This window comes from Vitreimonas sp. (assembly GCF_035627415.1).
Classification (GTDB): domain Bacteria; phylum Pseudomonadota; class Alphaproteobacteria; order Caulobacterales; family Aquidulcibacteraceae; genus Vitreimonas.
Window position 1 is genome coordinate 72,986 of sequence record NZ_DASPLU010000024.1, and the last position, 25,173, is coordinate 98,158.

19 protein-coding genes are annotated in these 25,173 nt (G+C 66.7%); 9 read left to right on the plus strand and 10 right to left on the minus strand.

Annotation, left to right across the window (positions count from 1 at the left end; all coding sequences use genetic code 11):
* Nucleotides 1–784 precede the first annotated feature (784 nt).
* Complete coding sequence (locus tag VEA80_RS13190) at nt 785–2,104, plus strand: TROVE domain-containing protein (protein WP_325061216.1); 1,320 nt, start codon at nt 785–787, stop codon at nt 2,102–2,104.
* Nucleotides 2,105–2,333: 229 nt separating this feature from the next.
* Here VEA80_RS13190 and VEA80_RS13195 read toward each other — a convergent pair whose 3' ends face one another.
* From VEA80_RS13195 to VEA80_RS13205, 3 genes are read right to left on the minus strand one after another with little or no spacing between them, the layout of a single operon-like run.
* A complete protein-coding gene (locus VEA80_RS13195; protein ID WP_325061217.1) occupies nt 2,334–3,545 on the minus strand; it encodes an amidohydrolase family protein in 1,212 nt (403 codons plus the stop codon).
* A gap of 19 nt (nt 3,546–3,564) precedes the next feature.
* The gene (locus VEA80_RS13200) at nt 3,565–4,113 is read right to left on the minus strand and encodes an ActR/PrrA/RegA family redox response regulator transcription factor (protein ID WP_325061218.1); all 549 of its coding nucleotides are present in this window, start codon (nt 4,111–4,113) and stop codon (nt 3,565–3,567) included.
* A gap of 46 nt (nt 4,114–4,159) precedes the next feature.
* On the minus strand, nt 4,160–5,473 hold the full coding sequence (locus VEA80_RS13205; RefSeq protein ID WP_325061219.1) for an ActS/PrrB/RegB family redox-sensitive histidine kinase: 1,314 nt from the start codon (nt 5,471–5,473) through the stop codon (nt 4,160–4,162).
* Nucleotides 5,474–5,594: 121 nt separating this feature from the next.
* Between VEA80_RS13205 and VEA80_RS13210 the strand changes: the two genes are divergently transcribed.
* From VEA80_RS13210 to VEA80_RS13225, 4 genes are read left to right on the plus strand one after another with little or no spacing between them, the layout of a single operon-like run.
* Nucleotides 5,595–7,835 carry a TonB-dependent hemoglobin/transferrin/lactoferrin family receptor gene (locus VEA80_RS13210; RefSeq protein WP_325061220.1) on the plus strand — a complete coding sequence of 747 codons (2,241 nt, stop codon included), beginning with the start codon at nt 5,595–5,597 and terminating at the stop codon, nt 7,833–7,835.
* Between the two features lie 11 nt (nt 7,836–7,846).
* Entirely contained in the window at nt 7,847–8,791 is a 945-nt protein-coding gene (locus tag VEA80_RS13215; protein WP_325061221.1) for a hypothetical protein, read from the plus strand.
* Entirely contained in the window at nt 8,791–9,756 is a 966-nt protein-coding gene (locus tag VEA80_RS13220) for a DUF6607 family protein (protein ID WP_325061222.1), read from the plus strand. The genes VEA80_RS13215 and VEA80_RS13220 overlap by 1 nt, the downstream gene beginning before the upstream one ends.
* Nucleotides 9,757–9,816: 60 nt before the next feature.
* A complete protein-coding gene (locus tag VEA80_RS13225) occupies nt 9,817–10,956 on the plus strand; it encodes an L-lactate dehydrogenase (protein ID WP_325061223.1) in 1,140 nt (379 codons plus the stop codon).
* Between the two features lie 6 nt (nt 10,957–10,962).
* Here VEA80_RS13225 and VEA80_RS13230 read toward each other — a convergent pair whose 3' ends face one another.
* Entirely contained in the window at nt 10,963–11,739 is a 777-nt protein-coding gene (locus VEA80_RS13230; protein WP_325061224.1) for a phosphodiester glycosidase family protein, read from the minus strand.
* A gap of 117 nt (nt 11,740–11,856) precedes the next feature.
* On the opposite strand from VEA80_RS13230, the gene VEA80_RS13235 reads away from it, so the two are divergent.
* Both VEA80_RS13235 and VEA80_RS13240 read left to right on the plus strand, forming a co-directional pair.
* Nucleotides 11,857–12,567, plus strand: a complete 711-nt coding sequence (locus tag VEA80_RS13235; RefSeq protein WP_325061225.1) for an SCO family protein — start codon at nt 11,857–11,859, stop codon at nt 12,565–12,567.
* A 238-nt stretch (nt 12,568–12,805) separates the two neighbouring features.
* The gene (locus tag VEA80_RS13240; protein ID WP_325061226.1) at nt 12,806–14,104 is read left to right on the plus strand and encodes a polyhydroxyalkanoate depolymerase; all 1,299 of its coding nucleotides are present in this window, start codon (nt 12,806–12,808) and stop codon (nt 14,102–14,104) included.
* Here the strand turns inward: VEA80_RS13240 and VEA80_RS13245 are convergent.
* Nucleotides 14,101–14,505: a GFA family protein gene (locus tag VEA80_RS13245; RefSeq protein WP_325061227.1), complete on the minus strand. Its 405-nt coding sequence runs from the start codon at nt 14,503–14,505 to the stop codon at nt 14,101–14,103. The two genes, VEA80_RS13240 and VEA80_RS13245, sit on opposite strands and share 4 nt — an antisense overlap.
* 60 nt (nt 14,506–14,565) lie before the next feature.
* Between VEA80_RS13245 and VEA80_RS13250 the strand changes: the two genes are divergently transcribed.
* Nucleotides 14,566–15,309, plus strand: coding sequence for a SprT family zinc-dependent metalloprotease (locus VEA80_RS13250; RefSeq protein ID WP_325061228.1), 744 nt, complete (start codon nt 14,566–14,568; stop codon nt 15,307–15,309).
* On the opposite strand, the gene VEA80_RS13255 is transcribed toward VEA80_RS13250, so the two are convergent.
* From VEA80_RS13255 to VEA80_RS13270, 4 genes are all read right to left on the minus strand, one after another.
* Nucleotides 15,306–16,733, minus strand: a complete 1,428-nt coding sequence (locus tag VEA80_RS13255) for an amidohydrolase family protein (protein ID WP_325061229.1) — start codon at nt 16,731–16,733, stop codon at nt 15,306–15,308. The genes VEA80_RS13250 and VEA80_RS13255 overlap by 4 nt on opposite strands.
* A 141-nt stretch (nt 16,734–16,874) precedes the next feature.
* A complete protein-coding gene (locus VEA80_RS13260) occupies nt 16,875–18,944 on the minus strand; it encodes an alpha/beta hydrolase family protein (RefSeq protein WP_325061230.1) in 2,070 nt (689 codons plus the stop codon).
* 92 nt (nt 18,945–19,036) lie between these two features.
* Nucleotides 19,037–21,025, minus strand: a complete 1,989-nt coding sequence (locus VEA80_RS13265; protein ID WP_325061231.1) for an alpha/beta hydrolase family protein — start codon at nt 21,023–21,025, stop codon at nt 19,037–19,039.
* A 73-nt stretch (nt 21,026–21,098) separates the two neighbouring features.
* Nucleotides 21,099–23,465 carry a PBP1A family penicillin-binding protein gene (locus tag VEA80_RS13270; protein WP_325061232.1) on the minus strand — a complete coding sequence of 789 codons (2,367 nt, stop codon included), beginning with the start codon at nt 23,463–23,465 and terminating at the stop codon, nt 21,099–21,101.
* Nucleotides 23,466–23,718: 253 nt separating this feature from the next.
* On the opposite strand from VEA80_RS13270, the gene VEA80_RS13275 reads away from it, so the two are divergent.
* A complete protein-coding gene (locus VEA80_RS13275; RefSeq protein ID WP_325061233.1) occupies nt 23,719–24,486 on the plus strand; it encodes a Bax inhibitor-1/YccA family protein in 768 nt (255 codons plus the stop codon).
* Between the two features lie 76 nt (nt 24,487–24,562).
* Here VEA80_RS13275 and VEA80_RS13280 read toward each other — a convergent pair whose 3' ends face one another.
* The gene (locus tag VEA80_RS13280) at nt 24,563–24,874 is read right to left on the minus strand and encodes a DUF2794 domain-containing protein (protein ID WP_325061234.1); all 312 of its coding nucleotides are present in this window, start codon (nt 24,872–24,874) and stop codon (nt 24,563–24,565) included.
* Nucleotides 24,875–25,173: the final 299 nt, after the last annotated feature.

A 25,173-nucleotide genomic window follows, 5' to 3' on the forward strand; every position in this document is an offset into this window, starting at 1 on the left:
CGGATACTTCGCTCTGGATAAGCTGGTTCGAATCCAGCCGGCGCATGCATCGTACCGTGGAGCTGGCCTCGCGAGGGCTGTCGTGTCGCGGGTTCGGACAGCAATGTCCTGCGGTGGCGTGGCTTGGCCCGTTCTCGACCGTTCCCCGACAAAACAGTCGCCGCACCGGTGGTGAAGAGATCTGATACTTCGTTCGCAACGCGGGTGTCGCGGGTTCGAATCCCGCCAGCCGAAAGGCTGTAGCTCAGTGGTAGAGCGCCGAGCCGCAACGCCGAAAGGCCGCGCGGCGTCTCAGATTTCGCCCGTTCCCCGGTTCGGCTTGCCAGTTTGGCGGTGGTGAAGAGATCGCGTTCTTCGGGACGGCGCGCGGGAGCGATCCCACGCCGGCCTCCGCAAGGAGGGTTCGCGGTTTCGCCTATTCCCCGCCAAAGCCAGCTTGGCGGTGGTGAAGAAGACGAGTGCATCGGTAAGAGCGCCGCGTCGGAAGATGCGGAGGTCGCGCGTTCGAGTCGCGCCAGCCGCAAGGCTGTAGCTCAGTCACCCGCAAGGGTCCTCGTTTTCGCTCGTTCCCCGCCATCCGAGGTCAACCGGTGGTGAAGAGGTCCGTTACTTCGACTGTAAATCGCGTGGTCGCGGGTTCGAATCCCGCCGGGTCCAACACTTGGGGGCCCGTAGCTCAGTGGGTAGAGCACGATACGGTCTCGTCCGTTCCCCGGTTGGCGTTTCGCCGGCGATTGGCGCCGGCGCGCAGTGATGATGGAGTAGGAAGTGTAGGTGATGTGAGATGGCGACGATCAACAAGACCCGAAGCGTGCGCACGCACGAAGGCGCAAAAGCGCGCGCGTTCACGCCGGAGCAGGCGCTCAAGCGGGCGCTGATGAACTGCATGCTCTGGGAAGACCAGTTTTACGAGGACGGCGTCGCCATCGGCGAACGCATCGGCGCGCTCGTGCCGAAGGTCGCCCCGGAGACCGTCGCGGCGATGGCGATCGAGGCGCGCGAAGACATGAAGCTGCGGCATGCGCCGCTTCTGATCGTGCGCGAGATGGCGCGTCACGAGACCCACCGCGGGTTCGTGGCGGACACGCTCGAACGCGTGATCCAGCGGCCGGACGAGTTGACTGAATTCCTCGCCATCTACTGGGCCGACGCGCTGGGGCCGATGCAACAACGCAAGAAGGCTGCGGTCTCGGCGCAAGCCAAGAAGGGCCTGGCGCGGGCGTTCGCGAAGTTCGACGCCTACCAGTTGGCCAAGTACGATCGCGACGGCGCTGTGCGCCTGCGCGACGTGCTGTTCATCACCCACGCCAAGCCGAAGGACGAGGCGCAGGAGAAGGTCTGGAAGCAGCTGGTCGACGGCGCGTTGAGCCCGCCGGACACTTGGGAAGTCGCGCTTTCGGGCGGGGCGGACAAGAAGGCGGCGTTCGAACGGCTGATCGCCGACAAGAAGCTCGGCGCGTTGGCGCTGTTGCGCAACTTGCGCAACATGCAGCTGGCCGGCGTGCCGAAGCAGACGATCGGCAAGGCGTTGGATGAGATGCGCACCGATCGCGTGCTGCCGTACCGTTTCATCGCGGCCGCGCAGCACGCCCCCGATCTCGAGCCCGAACTCGAACATGCAATGTTCCGTTCGATCGAGGGGCACGCGAAGCTGAAGGGCAAGACGCGCCTTTTGGTGGACGTGTCCGGGTCGATGGACTCGATGATCTCGGCGCGCTCGACCATGCGCCGTCTCGACGCGGCGTGCGGCTTGGCCGTGCTGGCGCGCGAGATCGGCGAGGATGTGGAGGTCTTCACGTTTTCGAACCACGTGAAGAAGGTCCCGTCTCGCCGCGGCTTTGCTCTGCGCGATGCGATTGTTCAGTCGCAGCCGCACATGGGCACCGAGCTCGGCAAGGCGATCCGCGAGGTCGACCAGAAGGGCGTGCGTTTGATCGTCTTCACCGACGAACAATCGCACGACCGCGTCGATGCGCCGAAGGGCGTCGGCTACATGGTCAATGTCGCCTCGTACCAACACGGCGTGGGCGAAGGCGACTGGCGTCGTGTCGACGGCTTCTCGGAAAAGATCCTCGACTGGATTATCGCCAGCGAAAGCGCCTGAACGCGGCCCGCATGCTTTGGCGTGCGGGCCGTATCGCGTCAGCAAGCGTCGACAGGCGCGCCGGACTGAACTAAGTCTGGTCGACTAAGTCCATGAAAAAGCCGATCGCCACCATCAATATCCAGCGAAGCTCTCGAAGACCGCCCGCACTCTGATCGACGATCCGGCGTCGGAAGTCTGGTTCAGCGCCCGAGCATTTGGGAGATCGCGATCAAGCGCTTGGCCCACGCTATCGCGAGTCGGGGCGAACGATGTGGCCGTCGTTGACGATGAGACGGATGTCGCGCAGGGCGGCGAGATCGCTGTACGGATCCGAGCGCAAGACGATCATGTCCGCTTCGAGACCGCGGCGAATGGCGCCGGTGCGGTGGTGAATGCCGAGGCAACGCGCTGCGGCGGCGGTGGCGGATCGGATGGCGGCGGCGCGCGAGAGGCCGCTGGCGTGCAGGTCGGCCATCTCGTCGACAATCGTGCGGTTGCTCGGCGGCGCGTAGCGCATGTCGCTGCCGGCCGCGATCATGACGCCGAGCTGCGCCGCCAGCGCGACCGTCGCGCGCGCACGCGGCGCCATGGCCTGGGCGCGGGCGCGCAACTCGGGCCGATCGTATGAGCCGCCGTGATCGTCCATGTCCGACCAGAACGAGAGCGTGGGCGTGAGACACACGCGGCGCGACCGCATCAATCGCAGCGTCGAAGCGCTTGTCAGCGTGCCGTGCTCGATCGTGCGCACGCCCGCCAGCACGGCGGCCCGCGCCGCTTCGTCGGTGTGCGCGTGCGCAGCGGCCGGCAATCCGGTGAGCGAGGCCTCGGCGACCGCCGCGCGCAACGTTTCGTCGTCGAGATCGCGAACGAGGAAGTCCTGCGCTGGATCGCCCGCGCGCTCCGTCGCCATGAGCTTGATCACGTCGACGCGGCGTTGCGCATTGGCGCGCACGAGGCGGCGAACGCCCGCGGCGTCCGTCCGAAGGCCGGCGAGTTCGGGGAAATCGATGGCGACGGCCTCATGCGGGCGGCGGCGAACGTGATAGCCGGCCGCGAGAATTTCAGGGATGTCCCGCGCGCCCGATCGATGCAGCTCGCGCAGCGCAACGTCGCTGAAGCGGGGCGCGCCCATGGAGCGCGCCGTCGTGACGCCCGCTTGAAGCGCCGCGCGCGCGCCGTCGCGATCCGCAAGATGGACATGCGCGTCGATCAGGCCGGGCAGCAGCCATAACCCGGCGAGGTCGATAGTCTCTGCATCCGACGGCGCGCGGAAGCGGCCGCCGGTGTGGACCGCGTCTATGCGTCCGTCGCGGATGACGACCGTCGCGTTGCGGCGGGGCTGGGCGTGCACGCCGTCAAGCAGGGTGGCGTTGGTCAGAACGATGGGATGCGCCGTCGCGAGCGAGCCAAATGCCGCCAAACCGACCAGCGCTGCAGCGAGAAGTCGTGTGCCCCACATCACCCGACTTCCTTCCACTCTAACGCGGCGCGCGTTTCGCCAAAATGCGCTGCAGCGTGCGGCGGTGCATGTTGAGGCGGCGGGCGGTTTCGCTGACGTTGTGGCCGCAGAGCTCGTAGACGCGCTGGATGTGCTCCCAGCGGATGCGGTCGGCGCTCATCGGGTTTTCCGGCGGCTCGGGCCTGTCGTCGGGCGCCGCGAGCAGCGCCTTGACGATGTCTTCGGGATCGGCCGGCTTGGCGAGGTAGTCGATCGCGCCCGCCTTCACGGCGGCGACGGCGGTGGCGATGGCGCCATAGCCAGTCAGCATGACGACGCGCGCGTCCGGGCGGTGCTTGTTGAGGGCTTCCACGACCGAGAGGCCCGAGCCGTCTTCGAGGCGGAGGTCGAGCACGGCGTAGGCGGGCGGGGCCTTGTTGGCGATGTCGCCGGCCTCGGCGACGCTGCCGACGGCGGTGACGTCAAAGCCGCGCGTTTCGAGGGCGCGCGCGAGCCGGGTGCGGAAGGCGGCGTCGTCGTCGAGGATCAACAGCGACTTGTCGCCTTCAGGAGGGGCGGCGGTGGTCATGGGGTGAATGCTCCGATGGCCCGTATGTAATGTATTTCGGCCCGGATCAAAGCGAAGGCGCCTCAATCGATGTGCGTTCCCAGCGGGCTTTAACCATCGCGCCCTGGTTAGGTGGTCTGCGATTTCGCACTTCCAACGTGGCGCCGGTCCGCTCCAGCAGCGTCTTGGAGATGAAGAAGCCGAGACCGAGCCCGCCGGCGGCCCCCTCGCGGTCGCGCTCGGTCAGATAGGGCTCGCCCAGCCGTGAGAGGATGGCGCCGGAGAAGCCGGGGCCGTCGTCGCGGACAGTGATCTCGACCGAGGCGGCGTCCCAGCGCGCTTCGATGTCGACGCGGGCGTTGGCGAAGCCGACGGCGTTTTCGACGAAGCCGCCGAGCGCATGGACGATCTCCGGCATGCGCTTAACCTCGAGCGGCCCTTCGCCGGCGGCGTCGATGTGGATTTCGGGGCCGAGGCCTTCGTGCGGGCCCACCACTTCCTCGAGCAGGACGCGGATCGGCGCGCGCTGCACCATCACGTCGCCGCGGTCGCGCATCGCCGAAAGCTGGCCGAGGATCGCGCGGCAGCGTTCGCTTTGGGTGACGAGGAGGTGGAAGTCTTCCGCGTGGGGATCGTCGGGGCCCGCTTCGCGCGCCATTTCCTTGGCGACGAGATGGATGGTGGCGAGCGGGGTGCCGAGTTCGTGCGCGGCGGCGGCGGCGAGGCCGCCGAGCGCTGAAAGCGTCTGTTCGCGCGCCAAAACCGCTTGCACGGCGGCGAGGGCGATGTTGAGGCGCTCCTCTTCGGCGGCGACGCGCCAAGCGTAGACGCTGGTGAAGCCGAGACCGACAAGCACGGCGGCGGCGATGCCGAGCTGGTAGAGCTGCGGCAGCTCGAACGCAGCGCCTTGCGGCCAAGGCAGCGGGAAGCGCCACACCGAAATCACGCCGACGCAGATGAAGGTGAGCGCTGCGAGCATGGCGGTGACGGTGGGCCTGAGGATGGTGGCGGAGACGGCGACCGGCGCGATGAACAGGAACACGAACGGGTTCTGCAGTCCGCCGCTCAGCGCGAGCAGCACGGCGAGCTGGACGGAATCGTAAGCGAGCAGCGCCGCGGCTTCCCATTCCTTGGCCAGCTCCTGCGAACGGCGCGTGGCGATGAGGCCGAGATTGAGCGCAACCGAAGCGCCGATCGCGGCCAGGGCCCATTCGAACGGGAACTCGACATCGAGCCCGTAGCGCACGAACAGCACGGCCGCGGTCTGGCCGATCACCGCGAGCCAGCGCAGCAGGATGAGCGTGCGCAGCCGCACACGGCTCTGCGCAATCCAGAAGCTTGGTCCGGGGGCGGGCGCGCGGACGTCCTGAGCCGTCGTCATGGCCTCTCATGCGGGCTCGGCCGCGGCGGCTCAAGGGTGCGGCAGAAAACCATACCAACAATGCGATTGATTGTGCGAAGCGGTCGCAATAAGAGCGGTGTCGGATAACGAGGAATTGGTGATGGGAACGCTGCGGGGGACGACGGCCTTGGCGCTGGTGCTGGGCCTGGTGGGCGCCGGCGCGGCGCAGGCGCAGGAGGCCGAGGAGCGCGATTACGCGGAAAACGAGATCACGGTAACGGCGACGCGGCTGCCCTCAGAGGCCTTCGAAGTTCCGAGCACGGTGACGGTGATCGACGCCGAGGAGATCGAAGAGAATCTCGTCACCGACATCAAGGATCTGATCCGCTTCGAGCCGGGCATCTCGGTGCCGAACGCGCCGTCGCGGTTCGGCGCGGCGATCGGCTCGACCGGCCGCGACGGCAACGCCGGCTTCAATATCCGCGGCCTCGGCGGCAATCGCGTGCTGCTGCTGACCGATGGCGTGCGCGTGCCGGACGGGTTCGGCTTCGGCCCGTCGGCGTTCGGGCGCGGCGATTATGTCGATCTCGATCTGTTGCAATCGGTCGAAGTGGTGCGCGGCCCAGCGTCGGCGCTCTACGGCAGCGACGGGCTCGCGGGCGTGGTGAGCTTCATCACCAAGGACCCGAGCGATTTTCTCGCCGAAGACGAGATTTGGGCGGCGCGCGCACGCGTCGGCTATGCGAGCGCCGACGACAGTTATGCGGCCGGGCTCACCGGCGCAGTGCGTTTCGGCGACTGGTCGGCGCTCGTCGCGTACACCCATCGCGATGCGCACGAGCAGGAGAACCAGGGCGAGAACGAAGAGCTCAATGCGACGCGCACCGCGCCCAATCCGCAGGACATCACCTCCGACGCCGTGCTCGGGCGCATCGTGTTCGAGCCGAGCGCGCAGCACCGCTTCCGGCTGACGGGGGATTACGGCCAGCGCGAAGTGATCACTGAAGCTTATAGCGGCCGCACGCCGCCGCCGGTCGTGCCGCCGCCGTCGGCGACCAGCGTGATCGATCTCGACGGCGTCGACGAAAGCGAGCGGCGGCGGGCGACGTTCGACTACACTTACGAGAACGGCGGCGGAGTCATCGATAGCGCGTTCGCGGCTGTTTATTACCAGACCAGCGAGCTGTCGCAGTTCAGCGACGAAGATCGCTTCACCGCCGCGGACCGGACGCGGCTTTCGACGTTCGAGAACGAAGTCTGGGGCGGCACGGCCCAGGCCGTGAGTTCGTTCACGACCGGCGCGGCGCAGCATCGTATCGTCTATGGCGGCGATTATTCGTTGACGCGGCAAGAAGGCTTGCGCGACGGCACCGTGCCGCCGGTCGGCGAGCCGTTCCCGTCGCGGCCATTTCCGAACACGGATTACACGCTCGCCGGCGCGTTCGTGCAGGACGAGATCAGCTTCATGGACGGGCGCGTCGTGTTCTTCCCGGCGCTGCGCTACGACTATTACGATCTGTCTCCGGAGCCGGACGCGCTCTTCACCGCGCCGGCGGCCGGTCAAAGCGACTCGCGTGTGACTCCGCGCTTCGGCGTGGTGGCCTGGCCGACCGAACAAGTCGGCGTGTTCTTCAACTATGCGCAAGGCTTCAAGGCGCCCTCGCCGAGCCAGGTGAACAACTTCTTCGCCAATCCGATCTTCGGCTACACCTCGATCCCCAATCCTGATCTCCAGCCGGAGACGAGCGAGTCTGTCGAACTCGGCTTGCGGTTGCGGGATGCGCGGCTGTTCGGCGGCGAACTCCGCGCGAGCACGACGACGTTCATGTCGAGCTACGAGGATTTCATCGAGCAGGTCGTGGTCGGCGGCAGCTTCACGCCCGCAGACCCGGCGATCTTCCAGTTCGTAAATCTCGGCGAAGTGGACATCTGGGGCTGGGAGGCGCGCAGCGATGTCAGCTGGGACAACGGCTTCGGCGTGACGCTGTCGGCGTCGTTCGCCGAGGGCGACCAGAATGACAGCACCGGCGACGGGCCATTGCAGAGCGTCGATCCGTGGAAAATCGTCGCCGGCCTCTCCTATGACGAACCGGACGGGCGCTGGGGCGGCCAGCTGATCGCCACCCACAGCTCGGGCAAGGACGACGACCGCGTGCTTGAAAACAGCGATGGGGTCGCCGGCAACGATCTGTTCACGCCGGAGGGTTTCACGATCCTCGATCTGACCGCGTACTGGCACGTCACCGAGGCGGCATCGCTTCGGGTAGGCGTTTTCAACGTGACGGACGAGCATTATTGGTGGTGGAGCGACGTGCGCGGGTTGAGCGCTGCGTCGGCAATACGCGACGCTTACACGCAGCCGGGGCGGAATTTCTCCGCTTCGATCAGCTATCGCTTCTGAGGGAGGCGCGCATGTTTTCGCGACGCAGTTGGTTCGGCGCACTGGCGGCGCTGTTTGCTTTGTCGTTGTCCGCCCCGGCGGCTGCGCAGGAAGCGCGCGGCGAGTTCGGCGTCCTGGTGATGGCGCATGGCGGCGGCGCGACTTGGAACGGCGAGGTCGAAGCGATGCTGGCGCCGGTGGCGGCGGACTATCCGCTCGAGATCGCGTTCGGCATGGCGGACGCGGTGAGTCTGCAAGAGGCGGTGAGCCGGCTCGAAGCGCGCGGCGTGCGCCGGATCGCGGTCGTCCGGCTCTTCGTCAGCGGCGAGAGCTGGTATGAGCGCACCGAACAGATCCTCGGCGTTGCGGCGGGCGCGCCGACGCGCCCGGCGCCTGATCCGCATGCGCATCATGGCGGCCACGGCGGCCACAGCATGGAGTTCTGGCGGATCGCCACCAACGCGCAATTCGCGCTGAGCCGGCAAGGACTGGCCGAAGCGCCGGAACTGGGCGCCGTCCTGGCGGAGCGCGCGCGCGCGTTGAGCCAGGCGCCTTCACGCGAGAGCGTGTTGATCCTGGCGCATGGGCCCGAAGACGACGCCGAGAACGAACGCTGGCTCGCCCACATCGACGCCCGCGCCGAAGCGGTGCGCCAGGCGGCGCCGTTCCGCGCCGTGCGGGTGGAGACGCTGCGCGAGGACTGGCCGGAAAAGCGCGCCGCGTCGGAGGCGCGTATCCGCAGCTTCGTGACCGAGGCGAGCGCAGGCGGCGGGCGGGTGATCGTCGTGCCCTATCGCGTCTCCGGATTCGGTCCCTACGCACGCGTGCTCGACGGATTGGAGTATGCGTCCGACGGCCGCGGGCTGATCCCGAGCCCGCAAGTCGAACGCTGGGTGCGCCGGCAGATCGAAGAGTTGCGCGCGGGAGAATTCCGTGCGCCGGCGCTGTCGGACGCTCATGCGGGAGGAGAACACTGATGACTTCATTGCTGACCCGGCGCGCGTCTCTTCTGGCGCTCGCAGGAGCGGGCGCTGCGATCGCGGCCCCGGCGCTGGCGCGGACGCGCGGCAGCCAAATCGAACGTGATCGCGCCTCGATCCTGGCGATGACCGGCGATTATCACGTCCGCTTCAATTTCGACGAGACGGTGCCGTTCGTCGCCGACTACACGCCGCTCGAGCCGAAGACGAGCGGCGGCTACGAGAGCGTGCGCGTGATCGCCGACGAGGGCGAGTTCATCTCGCTGCAGCACATGCTGGTGGCTGAGCACGAGGGCCAGAGCTTCGTGATCAAGCACTGGCGCCAGGACTGGACCTACCAGCCGCGCACCGTGCTCGTGTACGAGCGGCGCAATTATTGGGCGCTGCGCGATGTCTCCAGCACGGAGCGGCGCGGGGCGTGGGCGCAGACGGTGTGGCAGACGGACGATTCGCCCCGCTATGGCGGCGTCGGGCGCTGGGACTACGCCCATGGGCGCACGATCTGGGTGAGCGGGCCGACGGCGCGGCCGCTGGCGCGGCGCGATGCGATCCGCAACCCGCCCTACGAGCGCTATCTCAGCATCAATCGTCATGCGCTGACGCCGACCGGCTGGGTGCACGAGCAGGACAACGAGAAGATCGGCACGCGTGACGGGGCGCTGGTGGCGATCGTGCACGAGGACGGCGTCAACACGTACGACCGCTTCAGCGATTATCCGGTCGCGGCGGCCGATGCCTACTGGGCTGACACGCAGACCTATTGGGCCGGCGTGCGCACGGCCTGGGATGAAGCCATCGCGCGCCGGCGCGGAGTCTATGTCGAGGAGCAGGCCGAGTGGGGCTCGATCGTCAGTCAGCAGCTGATGACGCTGGCGGACAACATCCACGCTGACGCGGCGCAGACGACGCCCGCGCTCGCAGAAGCGCAAGCGGCAATCCTGCAAGCGACCAGCGCGGCCTGAGGCATCGGTCCGAATTGACGACTCTCGCCGGAAGTGCCCTCTTCCGGCGAGGGTCTCGGCATGAACGTCGCATCGATTTCGGATTTCCGTGAGCTGGCGCGGCGGCGCCTGCCGCGGATGTTCTTCGACTATATCGACGGCGGCTCGTACGACGAGATCACGCTCCGGCGGAACGTCTCTGACATGCAGAGTGTGGCGCTGCGGCAGCGGGTCATGCGCGACGTCTCGAAGCTGTCGTTGGCGACGGAGTTGTTCGGACGCGGCTATTCGATGCCGGTGGGACTGGGTCCGGTTGGGTTCGCGGGCATGTTCGCGCGCCGAGGCGAGACGCAGGCCGCACGCGCGGCGGCGAGGGCGGGCGTGCCGTTTTGCCTTTCGACCTTGGGCATTTGCGGCGTCGACGAAGTTGCGGCCGCGAGCAGCGCGCCGATCTGGTTTCAGCTCTACATGATCAAGGATCGCGGCGTGATGAGCGAATTGCTCGCGCGGGCGGCGCGGCTCGAATGCGCGGCGCTGGTGTTCACGCTCGATTTGCCGGTCGCCGGCGCGCGCTATCGTGACTATCGCGCCGGCATGTCGGCGCCGCCCGGCGTCGCAGCGTCGGTGCGGCGGGCCTGGCAGGGACTGACGCATCCGGCTTGGCTTTGGGATGTCTATGTCGGCGGCGGGCCGCACGCGTTCGGCAATCTCGCCGGCGCGGTGAAGGATGCGAAGGGGTTTGGACGTCTGGCTGCGTGGGTGGCGGCGAATTTCGACGCAACGCTGACGTGGGCCGATCTCGGCTGGGTGCGCGAGCGCTGGAAGGGCCCCATCATCGTGAAAGGCATTCTCGACGCAGAAGATGCGCGCGAGGCGGTGGCGAGCGGCGTCGATGGGCTCGTCGTTTCCAATCACGGCGGACGGCAATTGGATGGCGCATCGAGCAGCATCGCCGCGCTGCCGCGCGTCGCCGATATCGTGGCGGGGCGGGCGACGGTGCTGATGGATGGCGGCGTACGCTCCGGCCTCGACGTGTTGCGCGCATTGGCGTCCGGCGCGCAGGCGTGCCTCTTGGGCCGCGCCTGGGCTTATGCGCTCGCGGCGCAAGGCGAAGCGGGCGTCGCGCGCGCGCTCGAGATCATTCGCGCCGAGCTTGCGGTGGCGATGGCGCTGACCGGCTGCACCGACGTGCGTGCGGCGAGCCGCGATCTGCTGGTTTAGCGCGGCTTAGCGCTCCAGCACGACAAGCATCGGTCCGAGACTTTGCGTGTCGTCGCGGCGTTCGAGCGAGGGCGCCCAGAGGCTGGAGACCGAACCGTCGAGGAAGAGCGCGTCGGCGCACTCCAGCTCGTCACGGAAGAAGCGGGCGAAACGGCCGAACGAGACGAAGCCCGAACTGATGACGAAGTAAGCCTTGCCGCCTTCATCGACGCCGACGCCGTTGCGGAGATTGCGCGAGGCGCCGTCGTGGGAAAAGCGCGGATGCAGTTCGCCGTCGATCACCAGCATTGGGCCGGATTGGGTGGCCCAGCGCGGCGCCGGTGCGGCTTCGGCGTACGCGTCGCTGGTGTCGACATGCACGGCGCCGTCTTCGCCCTGCCAGAACACGCCGTTCGGCTTCATGTGGAAGTTGCCGGGACCGTCGGTGCGGCTCAGCGCGCGCTCGGTTTGTCCGTCTTCGACGTAGAGGCCGATCGGAGCGCCGGCGTGGTTGAACATGCCGGCGTTCATGGCGAAGCGGACATTTCGCGCATCGCGGCCAAGTTCGGCGGCAAGCGCTTCGAAGCTGCGCAGGTAGCGGCCGTCGCCAGCGCGCGATGCGAGGCGCAGATCGTGACGTGCGGGGTCGAAGGTGCAGACGACGAAGCGCGAGCCTTCGAACTCGCGCGTTTCGCACGGCCGCTCGACTTCGGCGCGGCTGACTTGCAATGCGAACAGTACGCCGCCGGCGGCGAGCAGAACGAGCGCGACCAGCGCCGCCGGAAGGGATCTGAAACGCATCATTCCACGAAACACATGCGCTGCTTCGGCGGTTGGGCTCAAGGGCGAGCTGCGGCATTGCGCCCCCTGTGCGCTCGCGCCGCGTTGCCCGCCGCGCCCGTCCGCGCACAATTTCGGGACATGGCTGAGCCCGTCGAAACGCCGCGCCGGAATTTGACTGGCGCCATCGTCCCCGCCCTTGCGGCGGCTGGCTTGGCCGCGCTCGCAGCGCTGGTGCTGGCCGGGCGCAACAGCGAGGAAAAGACCGCGCAGGCGGGGAATCTGGGCCCTTGCATCATCGAGCACGCGGATGCTGTCGGCGGGCCGATCGAACTGCTGGACTCCAACGGCGCGCGGGTGACGCAGGCGGATTTCGCCGGCCAGCCGGCGGTGATCTATTTCGGCTTCACGCATTGTCCGGACGTGTGCCCGACGACGATGTACGCGGTGGGCGAGGCGCTGGCGCGGGACGACAGCTACGACGTGCAGCCGATCCTGATCACGGTTGATCCCGAGCGGGACACGCCGGCGGTGATGGGCGCGTACGTGCGCACGGGTGGCTTTCCGGCAGGGCTCGTGGGCCTGAGCGGGTCGCCGGCGCAGATCGATGCGGCCGTCCGCGCGTTTCGCGTCTACGCCAGCCGCGCGGACATTCCGGGCGCCCCGGAGGGGACCTACAACGTCGACCACTCCTCGTTCCTTTACGTGATGGACGCGCAATGGAACACGGTCGCGATCATGCCGACGATGAGCCGCGCCGATCCGAACGATCCGCGCAGTCCGATGGTCGCGGCGCCGGTGGAGCAGATCTCAGCTTGCATTGCGGCAGGGCTGGAGCGGGCCGCTTCTTGATTATGTGAAGCGCCGCGGCGGATGACGCTTGCGTCATCGATAACCTTCATTACGTTAATGATGAGCCAGATTGGGTGGGGGAACACCAAATCGCGGCCGGGTAGGACTTGCGGCGTAACTCGCCTGTGAGGGCGCCGCAGCGCAACAAACGCGCTTAAGCAGGAGTCTTACCTTGTTGGTAATGGAACCCGCCGCAGAATCCCTGTGATTTGCTGCGACGCAGCACGAAAGGGCCCTGATGCTCTATTCGCTTTACGAGCTGGGACACATGTCTGTCGCGCCGCTGCGGATCGCGGCGCTGATGCAGTCCTCGGTGCTGCGTTCGCCGCTGAACCCGATGGCGGACACCGAAGTGGCGCGCACGGCGGCGGCGGCCTCCGACCTGTTCGAGTCTATGACCCGCCGCTACCGCAAGCCGGATTGGAACCTGCCGGTGACGGTGGTCGAAGGCGCGGAAATTCCGGTGACGCCGCGCAGCGTCTGGTCAACGCCGTGGTGCCGAATGCTGCACTTCGAGCGCGACGCCAAAGCGCTCAAGAATGCGCGCGGCGAGCGGACCGATCCGACGGTGCTGATCGTCGCGCCGATGTCTGGCCATTACGCGACGCTGCTGCGCGATACGGTCAACACCTTCCTGCCCGAGCATGAGGTTTACGTCACCGATTGGTCGGACGCGCGCATGGTGCCGGTGATCGCCGGGCGCTTCGATCTCAACGACTACATCGATCATGTCATGGGCATGCTGCGCGCGCTTGGCCCGGAGACGCATGTCGTCGCCGTGTGTCAGCCGGGGCCGCTGGTGCTCGCGGCGGTTTCGCTGATGGCGGCGGAGGACGATCCGTGCACGCCGGCGACGATGACGTTCATGGGCTCGCCGATCGACGCGCGCAAATCGCCGACGGCGCCCAACAAGCTGGCCGAGACGCGCGACATCGACTGGTTCAAGCAGAACATGATCCATACGGTGCCGGCGCTCTATCCGGGCGCGTTCCGGCGCGTCTATCCGGGCTTCCTGCAGCTTGCCTCGTTCATGGGCATGAATCTCTCGCGCCATGTCGACGCGCACTATTCGTACTTCCAGAATTTGGTGAAGGGCGACGGCGACTCGACCGACAAGCATCGCGACTTCTACGACGAATATCTCGCGGTGATGGATTTGAGCGAAGAGTTCTACATCCAGACGCTCGAAGAAGTGTTCCAGAAGTACACGCTGGCGAACGGGACGATGACGCATCGCGGCGTGAAGGTCGATCCGGGCGCGATCACCAAAACGGCGCTGCTGACGGTCGAGGGCGAGAACGACGACATTTCCGGCATCGGCCAGACGCAGGCGGCGCACGATCTCTGCGTCAACATCCCTGAGAACATGCGGCGCGACTACATCCAGCCGGGCGTCGGGCACTATGGCGTGTTCTCAGGGCGGAGATTCCGCACGGAAATCTATCCGCGCATGCGGGAGTTCGTGCGGACGTTTCAGAGCGAAGCCGCGCGCGGCGCGAAGCGGGGGAAGCTTAAGGTCGTCAGCGAGCAGCGTTAGCTGTTCGAAGACTTGCTTGGCCCGTTCCAAGTCGGCTGCGGATCGGGATCGACCAGCGTCATTCCCTTCCCCTCCGCGGCGCGGACGGGCATGCGGGCGGGATCGAAATCATCCAGCGCACGAACGTTGATTCCGTAGTGATCCGGCATCGAGCGTTTGCGGTGGAAGGGATAGATGCCGCAGACGCTGCAGAAATGGTGGCGGGCGATGCGCGCATTCCATTGGTAGAGCGCGAGCTTGTCTTCGCCGGCGAGCAGTTTGAAGCGGCTCTCGTGCACCGTGGTCATCAGGGCGTTTTTCTTGCTGCAGAGCGAGCAATCGCACGTGTAGATGTCCTCGATCGCGGTATCGATCTCGAAACGAATGGCGCCGCAGTGACAGCTTCCGCGATAGGTGGGCATCTCCAGAGGCTAAAGCGGCGCGCGAGATGCGTGAAGCGGCGCTTCGTGAGATTCTTGCGTATGCGCTTCGATTCGCGGCCGAAGGCCGAACCCACCCAGACCGAGATCGAAACGATCGACGGCCGCCGCGTGCCGGTGAAGCTGATCGTCAATCCGCGCGCGCGGCATGTCTCGGTGCGCATCGATCCGACGCGGCGCGAGGCGATTGCGACGGCGCCGTCGCAGCGGCATCTGAAACGCGCGGCGCAGTTCGCGGCCGAGCGCGCAGGCTGGATCGCGCAGGAATTGTCGCGCCTGCCGCAAGGCGTTTCGCTGACGCCGGGCTCTTATGTGCCGCTGCGCGGCGTTGCGCACCTGCTCGTGTACGAGCATGGCCGCGCGCCGCCTCGCATCGAGGGCGGCGATGCGCCTCGCCTCGTCGTGCCGGCGCCGGATGCGGCGCTGTTCGAGTCGCGGCTGCTGCGCTTCTTCAAGGATCAGGCGCGCGAGGATCTGATCGACCGTGTCGCCGTGCATGCGGTGGCGCTGGGCGTGAAGCCGGTGCGCATTCAGGTGAAGGAGCTGCGTTCGCGCTGGGGCTCGTGCTCGGTGGACGGCGTGCTCTCGTTCTCGTGGCGGCTCATCCTCGCCCCGCCGTTCGTGCTCGATTATCTCGCCGCGCACGAAGTGGCGCACCTCAGAGAGATGAACCACTCGCGCCGCTTCTGGGCGCATGTGAAACGCTGCCTGCCAGACTACGAGCGCGGCCGCGCCTGGCTGCACGAGCGCGGCAGCGAGCTGCACGCCATCGGCATGGTGCGCTAGTCGACAGCGCGCAACGCCGCAGCGTCGTGCAATTCGCCGTTGATGAGGATGGCGCGCGTCGTCGCCGCGTTGGCGACATCGCGCGTCGGATCGGCGTCGAGAAACACGATGTCGGCTTCCATGCCGCGGGCGATGCGGCCGATGCGGTCCTCCATGTGCAGCGTCTCCGCAGCCTGGCTGGTCGCCATGCGCAGGACCGCCCAGGGCGGGATGCCGGCCTCCTGGTGCAAGCGCATTTCGGCGATGGTGTCGAAACCGGGCGCAACGAAGGGGTTGGCCTGATCGGTGCCGATGGTGAGCTTGACGCCCGCTTCGTGCAGCATGCGGGCGAAGCGCATGATCTTCGGCCACACGGCGCGGGCGCGGCGGTAGTGCTCTTCCCGCCAGCCGATGTCGAAGCGGAAGGTCTGCCAGTTCTGGCGCATCAACGGATGCGTGTAGGCGGCGCCGGTGTCGCGCACTGTGGGGTCGTCGCCCCAGAATGTTTTTTGGAAGACGACGAGCGTCAAATCGACGGTGACGTCGTGCTCGACGAGCGCGGCGATGAGGCGCTGCATCTCCGGCGAGTCGAGATCGGCGCGCTCCCACCATTCGTAAAAGGCGTGCGCGCCCGTTTCAGTGGCGTCCCGATAGTCGTCCCGCGCCGTGAGCGGCAGTGCGTCCGCACTGATCGGCATGGCATGAACGATCGCGTCGACGCCGAGCTCGGCGGCGCGGTCCCAGGTGATGCCGCCGGTGTGGGTGATGGCCTCCAAGCCATGGCGGTGCGCGGCTTCGACGCCGGCGGTGAACTGCGCTTCGTCGAGCAAGTGATAGAGCTTGATGTAGTTCATGCCGGCCGCAGCTTGCGCGGCGACGGCGGCTTCGATGCTGGCGGCGTCGGTGACGACGGCGGTCAAACCCTGGAATGGCATGCGGTCGAGAATCTCGCCCGCGGCGCGCGCTTCCGGGCCGAGCAGCGCGCCGCTGCGCACGCCTTCGGCATAGGCGGCGTTGGCTTCGGTCGCGCCGCCGGGATTGCGGATGGTGGTGACGCCGAAGGCGACCAGCATGCGCGCATTGTGCGCGGTGATGTCGTCTTCAGACGTGGCTGCGATCGCTGGCGCGCCGTTTGTGCGCGTGACAGCAAGACGCCCGAGCGTGACGTGGGCATGGGTGTCGATGAGACCGGGCAGCGCAAATGCGCCGCTCATGTCGTGGCGGCGATCGGGCGCGACAGCTGGGCCGAGCCCCGCGCCGGCGTCGACGATGCGGCCCGCGGCGACAACGATGTAGGCGTTGTCGATGCGCCGCTCGGTCGCGGGATCGAGCAGCGTGAAGCCGGCATAGACGTCGGCGCCGGCCGGGGCGGACGCCGTGGCGCAGGCGGCGAGCGCCGCCGCGAGAGCGCACGCCGCGAAAGCGCGCGGGAAAAAGCTGAACATTGCGATACTCCATCCGCCGCCGGCGGCCGCGCCGGCTGATTGAACTTGAGCAGCCGCAGCGGGGACGTTCGGATGCAGGCGGCAAAGAAAAAGCTCCCCGCGTCACCGCGGGGAGCTCTCTTCGCCGGCTTTTGCGCCGGTTTAGTTGCTGGCTGCGCTACCGCCGGGCGGGACGCCAGGGCCGATGTGCTGGTTGAAGAAGGCCAGCGCTTCGGTCAGCACCGTCCGCCACGCTTCGCCGTTATTGGGCGAGGCGTAGTGGTCGATGTCGTGCAGCGTGATGAGGCGCGCTTCCTTACCGGCGCGCTGCATCGCTTGCTGCATCAATTCGCTCTGCTCGATCGGAACGGTGATGTCTTCATCGCCGTGGATCATCAGCAGCGGCATGCCCACGCGTTCGGCGTTCTGCGCGGCAGAGACGGCGTCGAGGCCCTCGTCGTCGCGGTTCGGATCGCCGATGGCGTCAGTCCAGTATTGGTAGGTTGTCGATTGAGAGCCGCCGCCGCCGCCGCCGCCTTGCACGTCGTTGCGGTCACCGGTGCGGACCCAGCGCAGCATAGCGCGTAGATCCGAAACACCTGCGCCCGCCACCGAGCATTTGAAGATGTCGGCGTTCATGAACGAAGCGGTGAAGGCGACGTAGCCGCCATACGACCAGCCGTTGATGCAGATGCGGTTGGGATCGGTGATGCCGGACTGGATGAGGTGACGCGCCGCGTCAGCGACATCCTCCTGCATGCGTTGGCCCCATTGGCCGTGCCCCGCGACAACAAAGGCGCGGCCGAAGCCGCCGCCGCCGCGGAAGTTCGGCTGAAACACCGCATAGCCTTGGCTGGAGAATGACTGCGCGAACGGATCGCTGCCCCAGACGTCGCGCCCTTCGGGACCGCCGTGCGGGACGACGATGGTCGGCAGATTGCGGGCGGCTGCGCGGCTGACGCCCGGCGGCAGCCACAGATAGCCCCACTGACGCTGGCCGTCGGAGGTCGTGTACTCGACGACGTGCTGCGTCGGCAGCAGCGCCGGGTTCACGCCGCTGCGCTGCGAGATGATCGAGTTCAGCGAACGGGTGGCGTGCGTGTAGAGATAGTAGGTGCCGAGATCCTGTGGGCCGTTCGTGTAGAGCAGCCAGTAATTGCCATCGTCCGAACGATCGACCAGTTGGATGTTCACTTGATCGCCGAGCGCTTGATTGATGGCGGCCCAACGCTCGCCAAAGGCGGGATCCTTCGGCTCGCAGGTCCAGCGATGGGCGATCCAGCAAGCCGCTTGCAGTACGTTGTTGGCCGTATCGAGTTCAGCGCCCGTGATGTCGTAAGTCGGATTCGTCTGAATCGTCTGAGTGTATTGGCCGCTGGCGGCGTCGTAGACGAAAAGGCCGCTCGTGTCGGCGCCGTCGCGGCGCGCGAGAACGAAGACTTGTCCCGGCTGCGTTGCTGCGCCGATCGGCTGGAAGTTGGGGCCGCTATTGGCGGCGTCGGCGCCGCGGAAGCGTGCGATTTCGGTCCAGCTGCGCTGACCGGGACCGCGGCGCAGCCAAGCGTAGCCGCGACCGTTGTCGACACTGTCCATACGCAGCACCGGCGTGCCGTTCACATCCACTTCGAATGTATAGGTGAAGATGGTGCCGCGCTCGACGCGCTCGGAGTCGGCGTTATGCACGTTCACCTTGCGTAGTTCATTGCCGCCTTGAGTCGGCACGATGAGCAGGATGTGATCGTCGTCGCGTGGCAGATCGCTGACGATGCCGGCGTCAATATATTGCGACAGCGCCGATGGATCGTAGAGCTGAACGAGGTTGGAGCCGTCGATGTTGACGGCGTAGATGCGCGTATTGGTTTCGAACCCGTCATCGACACGACGATTGCGGTGAATGCTGTCGCCGGTGTCCGCCACAACGCGGTTGCGTTGGATCAGACGGAAGACGATGCGCGAATTGTTGGCGAAGCCGACTTGGCTGATTTCGAGGCTCTGGTCAGCGCGGGCGCGCTGGATCGCCGCCGCTTGCCGCGTTTGCATGTTTACGACCATCAGCACGTCGCCGACTTCGTCACGGCGCAGCACCGCGAGGTGGCGGCCGTCCGGCGACAGCGTCGCGCCGCGGAATTGGTCGTAGCCCAAGAACCAGTCGAGCGGTGCGCGTTGCTGCGCCGCGGCCGGCGTCGCAAACGCCAGCGCCGCCCCGATGAGGACGAGTAATTTTCGGATCATCTTTTCCCCCAACGCCGTTGATACGGTCGTCTCGCGCCACTGGTTTACCCAGCGACGGCTGCCTTGTCAGCCCACGGACGCAGCGGAACCCGCTACTCGGACAGGTGCTCGGCGAGGAAGCGCTCGGTTTCCTCCAGCAAAAGGCGGGCGTCCGTCGTCGTCCAGCTGTCCCACGGGTGGTAAGCCGACTCGATCTCGATGTAGCGCGAGCTTTTGCCGGCGGCCTGCAGCGCCTCGTGCATGCGCTCCGATTGGGACGCCAGGGCGACATCGTCCCAGGCGCCGTGAATGAGCAGGATCGGCGCGGTGATGCGCTCGACGTGGCGGCGCGGCGAGGCGGCGATCAGCGCGTCGCGATCATCGTTCGGATCGCCAATCTGCTGCACGACGGAGGCGTACAGCGCAGAGCGCCGCCCCGCGTCAGAGCGCTCGGTCTCCAGCAATTCCGGCAAGTCGGAAAGCCCGGCGATCGAAACGGCGCATTGGTAGAGCTCCGGCGTCAGCGCAGCGCCTGCGAGCGCGGCGTAGCCGCCATAGGAGATGCCGACGATGCAGATTCTGTTCGCGTCGGCGATGCCGGCTTGCGCCAAATGGCGGACGCCGTCGGTGATGTCGTTCTGCATCAGGCCGCCCCACTGGCGCCAGCCGGCTTCGGCGAAACTGCGGCCGGAGCCTTCGGAGCCGCGGAAATTCGGCTGAAACACAGCGTAGCCGCGCGAGACGAGATACTGGACGATGAAGTCGTAACTGAACGAGTCGCGCGCCGCCGGGCCGCCATGCGGCAGGATCACGGTTGGAAAAGGCGCAGCGCCCGTCGTGGGCGTCGTGAGATAGCCCCACAGATTGGCGCCGTCGCGCGCGACATAGCTCTCGAACCGTGTCGGCGCGAGTTGCGCGCGCGGAATCTGGGGCTGCGTCGAAGCGATGATGGAGACCTGGTTGGTCGAGAGATCGTAGATGTAATAGGTCCCGGGCACGGTCGGTCCGACGGCGTAGAGCAGCCAATAGCGGCCGTCGGAGGAGACGCCGTTGAGATTGAAGTCGGCCTGTTGTTCGAAATAGCGCGAGAGCGCATCGAAGTGGCGCTGCAGCGCCGGATCGGTGGCGCGGCACTCCCAGCGTTGCGCTTCGCCGCAGCCGACCAGCAGCGCGTTGTCATGCGGATTGATCCAGGCGATCGCGGCGTCGGCGCGCTCGTGCCGGAAGACCGGCTCGCCGAGTTCGCCGGTGGCGGTGTCGTAGAGATAAATCGCCTGGAACTCCTGCCCGTGCGGACGCGCGGCGACATAGACTTGGCCTGGCCCTGGGCCGGCTCCGAGCGGGCGGAAGGTGCGGTTTTCCGAACGTTGCGTGCGGCGCACTTCGTGCGCGACAGTCCAGCTGCGCTGGCTCGGGCCGCGCCGGTAGATGCGATAGCCGGAAGCGTAGGGCAGCACGTCCATCCGCATCACCGGACGGCCGTTGCGGTCGACGATGAGGTTCGCGGTCTGCCAGTCGGCGTCTTCGACCGACTGCGCGCGCCCGGTGTTGACGTCGGCGCGATAGAGCGTGAAGCCGCGCTGGCTCCAGGTGCCGATCATGACGTTGTCAGGATCGTTCTCGAGCCGATCGATCAGACGGATCGAGGCGTCGCGCCAGGCCAGGCGATTGGATTGGCTTTCGAACAGCTGCACCGTGTTGGCGCCGTCCATGTCGATGGCGAAGATCCGATAGACGTCGTACTCCTCGCTGGGCGCCTGACGATTGCGCGAGCCCGTGCCGCTATAGTGCATCGTCACCCGCTGGCGCACGACGAAGATGAGGCGGCGGTCGTTCTTCCAGGCGACGCTTTCAAGGTACATCGAACGATCGCGGCGGGCGATTTGAATCGCCGTCGCCTGGCGTGTGCGCCAATCGATGATGACGAGCGCGTGGCCCTGTTCGACCGACTGGATCGCGGCGACGAGGCGCCCGTCGGGCGACAGCGACGGGCTCCACATCGCCGGCTCGCGCGCGAAATCGGCGGCGCTGGGCGCCTGCGCGTGCGCGAGCGTGTGAACAGCTAACAGGCTGACGACAGCCGCCAAAAGCGTGCGAAACATGTTCTCCCCGACTGTCTCCACGGACGCCTCGGCGGAGATTAGGGCAGCCGGCCGCGGCTGTCAGCAGCGAGGGCTAGCCTTCGGGACCGAAGTCGAGCGAGCGGTCCTGGTCGTCCGGCGGCAACGGCACGCCTGTGCCGATATTGACGCCGATCGGCGCGCCCACCGCCGTCATTGTCGGCGCGGTGGGATCGGGGACGCTGACGACGGCGAGGTCCTCGTCGGTCGGCATTTCCAGCGGACGCACCGGCGTGTCGCGCAGCGCCACCGGCATGAAACGCGCCCAGATCTCCGCCGGCAGCGAACCGCCAGTGACGCGGGCGGTGGTGGTGAAATTGTCGTTGCCGACCCAGACGCCGCCGACGAGGCCTGGCGTGAAGCCGATGAACCAAGCGTCGCGATAATCGTTGCCAGTGCCGGTCTTGCCGCCGATCTCGCGGCCGGTAATGCGCGCGGCGGTGCCCGTGCCGGCTTCGACGACGCGATGCATCATCTGATTCATGTAGCGCAGCGGCCGTTCTTCGATGACGCGCGTGCGTTGGCTGCGGAAGCTCCACATCGTCTCGTTGTTGTTGGCGCGGCGGATGCGGGCGACGCCGTGCGGACGCACGAGATAGCCCTCGGAGGCCATCGCGCCATAAGCGCCGACCATCTCTTCGAGCGTGATCTCCTGCGCGCCGAGCGCGAGCGAGTGATAGTTGTGCAGCGGCGAGGTGACGCCAAGACGGCGCGCGACGTCGATCACTTTGGGGCCGCCCACTTCGTTGGCGACGCGGATCGCCACCATGTTGAACGAATGGGTGAAGGCGCCGTTGAGCGTCACGGGGCCGTGGAATTCGTTGGTGTAGTTGCCCGGCGTCCAATCCGGCTGGCCTTCGATCGAGATCGTGATCGGCGCGTCGTCGCGGATGCTCCAGGGGGTGAGACCGTTCTCCATTGCCGCGAGATAGATGAAGAACTTGAACGAGGAGCCCGGCTGGCGGCGCGCCTGGGTGGCGCGATTGAACTGGCTCTGGTCGTAGTCGCGGCCGCCGACCATGACGCGGACCCCGCCTTGATCGTCCATCACCAAAGCGGCGGCCTGGCCGACGCGGCGCGCTTCGCCTTGTTCGGCGAGCACCATCTCGACCGCTTCGGCGGCGGCGCGCTGGGCGGCGATGTCGATCGTGGTCTCGACGACGAAGTCGTCGCGCTGGTTGCCGATGACGTCGTTCAGCAGCGGATCGATGTAATCACGGAAGTAAGAGAGCACGCCGGCCGGATTGCGCCGGCTGATGACAAGCTCCTGCTGCAGCGCGGCGTCGCGTTCGGCGGCGCTGATGAAGCCTTCCGCCACCATTTCGTCGAGCACCACGGTGGCGCGCGCGCGTGCGGCGTCGATGTCCTGACGCGCCGGATTGAGGCGCGAGGGCGCTTTGACGAGACCGGCGATCATCGCAGCCTGCAGCAGCGTGAGCTCACGCGCAGGGCGGTCGAAATAGCGCTCGGCCGCGGCTTCGACGCCGTAGGCGCCGGCACCGAAATAGACGCGGGAGAGATAGAGCGCGAGGATTTCGTCCTTGGTGAAGCGGCTCTCGAGCCAGAACGCGAGCATGATTTCCTGCGCCTTGCGGCGCCAGGAGCGTTCGTTGGTGAGGAAGAGATTTTTCGCCAGCTGCTGCGTGATGGTCGAGCCGCCTTGGACGACGCGGCCGGCGCGGATGTTCTCGGCGCCGGCGCGCATCATGCCGCCGAAGTCGACGCCGAGATGGTTGTAGAAACGTCTGTCTTCGATGGCGATGAACGCCTGCGGCACATAAGGCGGCAGCGAAGCGAGATCGACAGGCGGGGCGTTCTGTGCGCCTTCGCGCAAGATCACGTGGCCGTTGCGATCCAGGAAAGTGATCGATTGGCCCTGGCGCGCCTCCCACAAATCGTCGGTCGAGGGCATGCCCCAGGTGACGAAGAAGAAGAAGCCGATGATGAGGGCGACGCCGCCGGCGGCCGCCCAGCCGCTCCAGACCGCGGCCTCGCGCATGTTGCGCGGGCGCTTGATGTTCTTGGCGGCGCGGAGCGTTTCGGCGCCGGCGGCGCCGGCGACGGTTTTCAGCTGGTCGAGCTTAGGCTTGGCCGCGCGCCAAGCGTCGCGCGCGGTGTCCTCGGCGCGGGCGCGGAGCTGGCCGAACCAAGTCGGCGCCGGCTCGGGCGGCGGCTCCTCCGGGTCGCCGGCGGCGCGGAAATAGTTGGGCGGCAGATCGCTGGCCGCTGGCGGCGGAACGATCTGCGTCGCGTCCGGGTCGGGCGCCGCGCCGGCGGAAGTGGGATCGGCGCCGCTCTCTTCGAACAAGTCGCTGGCCGCGGCTTCGCGCGCGTCCTCGGCAGGCGAGGGCGGATCGCCTTGGGCGGGCGACGGCTTCGGCGGCTCAGCCCCCGGCGCGTTGGGATCGTTTTCGTCAGCCACCCCGGGTCATCCTCCGCGCTGCTGGTAGCGCGATTCGACCGCGCCCCGCCCACGCAGGTCAGGGCGCAGCCGCTTCGTGGCGAAAACGCGGCGAAACAGGGCCGGTTCCCGCCCAGGCTGCAGCCGATGATGGTCCCCGTTAAGCATATGCGCAAGCGGAACGGAAACCGCTTTTTGTTGCGGCCGCCACGGCCCGCAGCCATATATTGAGGCGGTTACGGACGGCCTAACGGACGTCCACAAGGAGGTTTTGATGAGCGACTACCACACCCAGGCCCGCTCGATTCCGACCGGCCGGGCGGACATGGCGGTCGATGCTGGCCTGCGCAAGTTCATGCTCGGCGTCTACAACAAGATGGCGCTGGGCCTCTTGGTCTCGGCCGTTCTCGCCTACGCGTCGATCGCGGTGGAGCCGCTGCGCGCGTTCTTCTTCGGCGTGCCGTTCGGCAGCTCGCCAATGATCTATGTCGTGATGTTCGGCCCGCTGGCGCTGATTTTCATCTCGATGTTCGCGATGCGCAATCCGTCTCCGACCGGGGCCAACCTGCTGTATTGGTCAATCGTCGGGCTGATCGGCATCGGCCTCGGCGTCACGCTGATGGTCTATGGCGGCCGCGCCGGCGGCATGACGGATATCATGAAAGCGTTCCTGGTGACGTCCGCGACGTTCGGCGGATTGAGCCTCTGGGGCTACACGACCAAGAAGGATCTCTCCGGCTGGGGCACCTTCCTCATCATGGGCGTTTGGGGCCTCGTGCTGGCGTCGCTGGTGAATTTCGGCTTCGCCGCTTTCACCGGTCAGCCGATCGAGAACTTCTCGTTCATCATCAGCATCGTCGGCGTGTTGTTGTTCTCTGCGATCACCGCCTGGGAAACGCAGCAGCTGAAATACATGTACTATGACATCAGCGGCAACGAGCGGGCGATGTCGGTGGCGACCACGCTTGGCGCGCTGAACCTCTACATCACCTTCATCAACCTGTTCCGCTTCTTCCTGACGCTGCTCAGCTCGCGGGAATAGGCGGTCAGTTCTCCGAAACGAGAACGCCCCGGCTTGGCCGGGGCGTTTTTGTTGTGAGTTCCCGCCGAAAGTTCCCTCAGTCGCCGATCAGGCGCATGCGCTTGGGAACAAGGACATCGAGAACGCGCTCCAGATCGTGGCCGCGCCGCAGGACGCGCCCGTCGACGGCGCGGACGCTGTAAGCGCCCTGCTTGCGCGCATCATCGGGTTTCTTCTCGATCTGGTAGAGCGGCGCCTCGCTGGTGCGGCGGTAGACGCTGAACAGGGCCCGGTCGGGCAGTGCATCGAGCGCATAGTCGCGCCACTCGCCGGCGGCGACCATGCGGCCGTAGAATCGAAACAGTCGGTCAAGCTCCAGACGCTCAAAAAAGACGTTGCGTCCGCTCATACTCACAGACTCCTGTATTGCCGAAGTATACAACGCCGACAGGCGAGGGCGTCACATCATTAAAAATCCCGCAGGTCGGCTTTTAGCCCGATTTTGCGCTTGCTCTCGCCGCAAGCGAGCGCGAACTTAGCTGCGTGGCCGGCCGGAGAAAGGCTCGTGCTGGGTATCCATCAGCCCCCCCAGCCCCCCCAGTACGCGCTTCGGTCGGTCACATCTCTCTTGCAACAGCCCGCGCATCGCGCGGGCTTTGTCGTATCTGCGCTGCAGAGAAACCCTCGTAAATCAAGCATTCCGAACTA

What these genes read in the sequence shown, in the direction of transcription:
- VEA80_RS13190 (WP_325061216.1), top strand. Translation starts at nt 785, where the DNA reads ATGGCGACGATCAACAAGACCCGAAGCGTGCGCACGCACGAAGGCGCA.
- VEA80_RS13195 (WP_325061217.1), bottom strand. Translation starts at nt 3,545, where the DNA reads ATGTGGGGCACACGACTTCTCGCTGCAGCGCTGGTCGGTTTGGCGGCA.
- VEA80_RS13200 (WP_325061218.1), bottom strand. Translation starts at nt 4,113, where the DNA reads ATGACCACCGCCGCCCCTCCTGAAGGCGACAAGTCGCTGTTGATCCTC.
- VEA80_RS13205 (WP_325061219.1), bottom strand. Translation starts at nt 5,473, where the DNA reads ATGACGACGGCTCAGGACGTCCGCGCGCCCGCCCCCGGACCAAGCTTC.
- VEA80_RS13210 (WP_325061220.1), top strand. Translation starts at nt 5,595, where the DNA reads ATGGGAACGCTGCGGGGGACGACGGCCTTGGCGCTGGTGCTGGGCCTG.
- VEA80_RS13215 (WP_325061221.1), top strand. Translation starts at nt 7,847, where the DNA reads ATGTTTTCGCGACGCAGTTGGTTCGGCGCACTGGCGGCGCTGTTTGCT.
- VEA80_RS13220 (WP_325061222.1), top strand. Translation starts at nt 8,791, where the DNA reads ATGACTTCATTGCTGACCCGGCGCGCGTCTCTTCTGGCGCTCGCAGGA.
- VEA80_RS13225 (WP_325061223.1), top strand. Translation starts at nt 9,817, where the DNA reads ATGAACGTCGCATCGATTTCGGATTTCCGTGAGCTGGCGCGGCGGCGC.
- VEA80_RS13230 (WP_325061224.1), bottom strand. Translation starts at nt 11,739, where the DNA reads ATGATGCGTTTCAGATCCCTTCCGGCGGCGCTGGTCGCGCTCGTTCTG.
- VEA80_RS13235 (WP_325061225.1), top strand. Translation starts at nt 11,857, where the DNA reads ATGGCTGAGCCCGTCGAAACGCCGCGCCGGAATTTGACTGGCGCCATC.
- VEA80_RS13240 (WP_325061226.1), top strand. Translation starts at nt 12,806, where the DNA reads ATGCTCTATTCGCTTTACGAGCTGGGACACATGTCTGTCGCGCCGCTG.
- VEA80_RS13245 (WP_325061227.1), bottom strand. Translation starts at nt 14,505, where the DNA reads ATGCCCACCTATCGCGGAAGCTGTCACTGCGGCGCCATTCGTTTCGAG.
- VEA80_RS13250 (WP_325061228.1), top strand. Translation starts at nt 14,566, where the DNA reads ATGCGCTTCGATTCGCGGCCGAAGGCCGAACCCACCCAGACCGAGATC.
- VEA80_RS13255 (WP_325061229.1), bottom strand. Translation starts at nt 16,733, where the DNA reads ATGTTCAGCTTTTTCCCGCGCGCTTTCGCGGCGTGCGCTCTCGCGGCG.
- VEA80_RS13260 (WP_325061230.1), bottom strand. Translation starts at nt 18,944, where the DNA reads ATGATCCGAAAATTACTCGTCCTCATCGGGGCGGCGCTGGCGTTTGCG.
- VEA80_RS13265 (WP_325061231.1), bottom strand. Translation starts at nt 21,025, where the DNA reads ATGTTTCGCACGCTTTTGGCGGCTGTCGTCAGCCTGTTAGCTGTTCAC.
- VEA80_RS13275 (WP_325061233.1), top strand. Translation starts at nt 23,719, where the DNA reads ATGAGCGACTACCACACCCAGGCCCGCTCGATTCCGACCGGCCGGGCG.
- VEA80_RS13280 (WP_325061234.1), bottom strand. Translation starts at nt 24,874, where the DNA reads ATGAGCGGACGCAACGTCTTTTTTGAGCGTCTGGAGCTTGACCGACTG.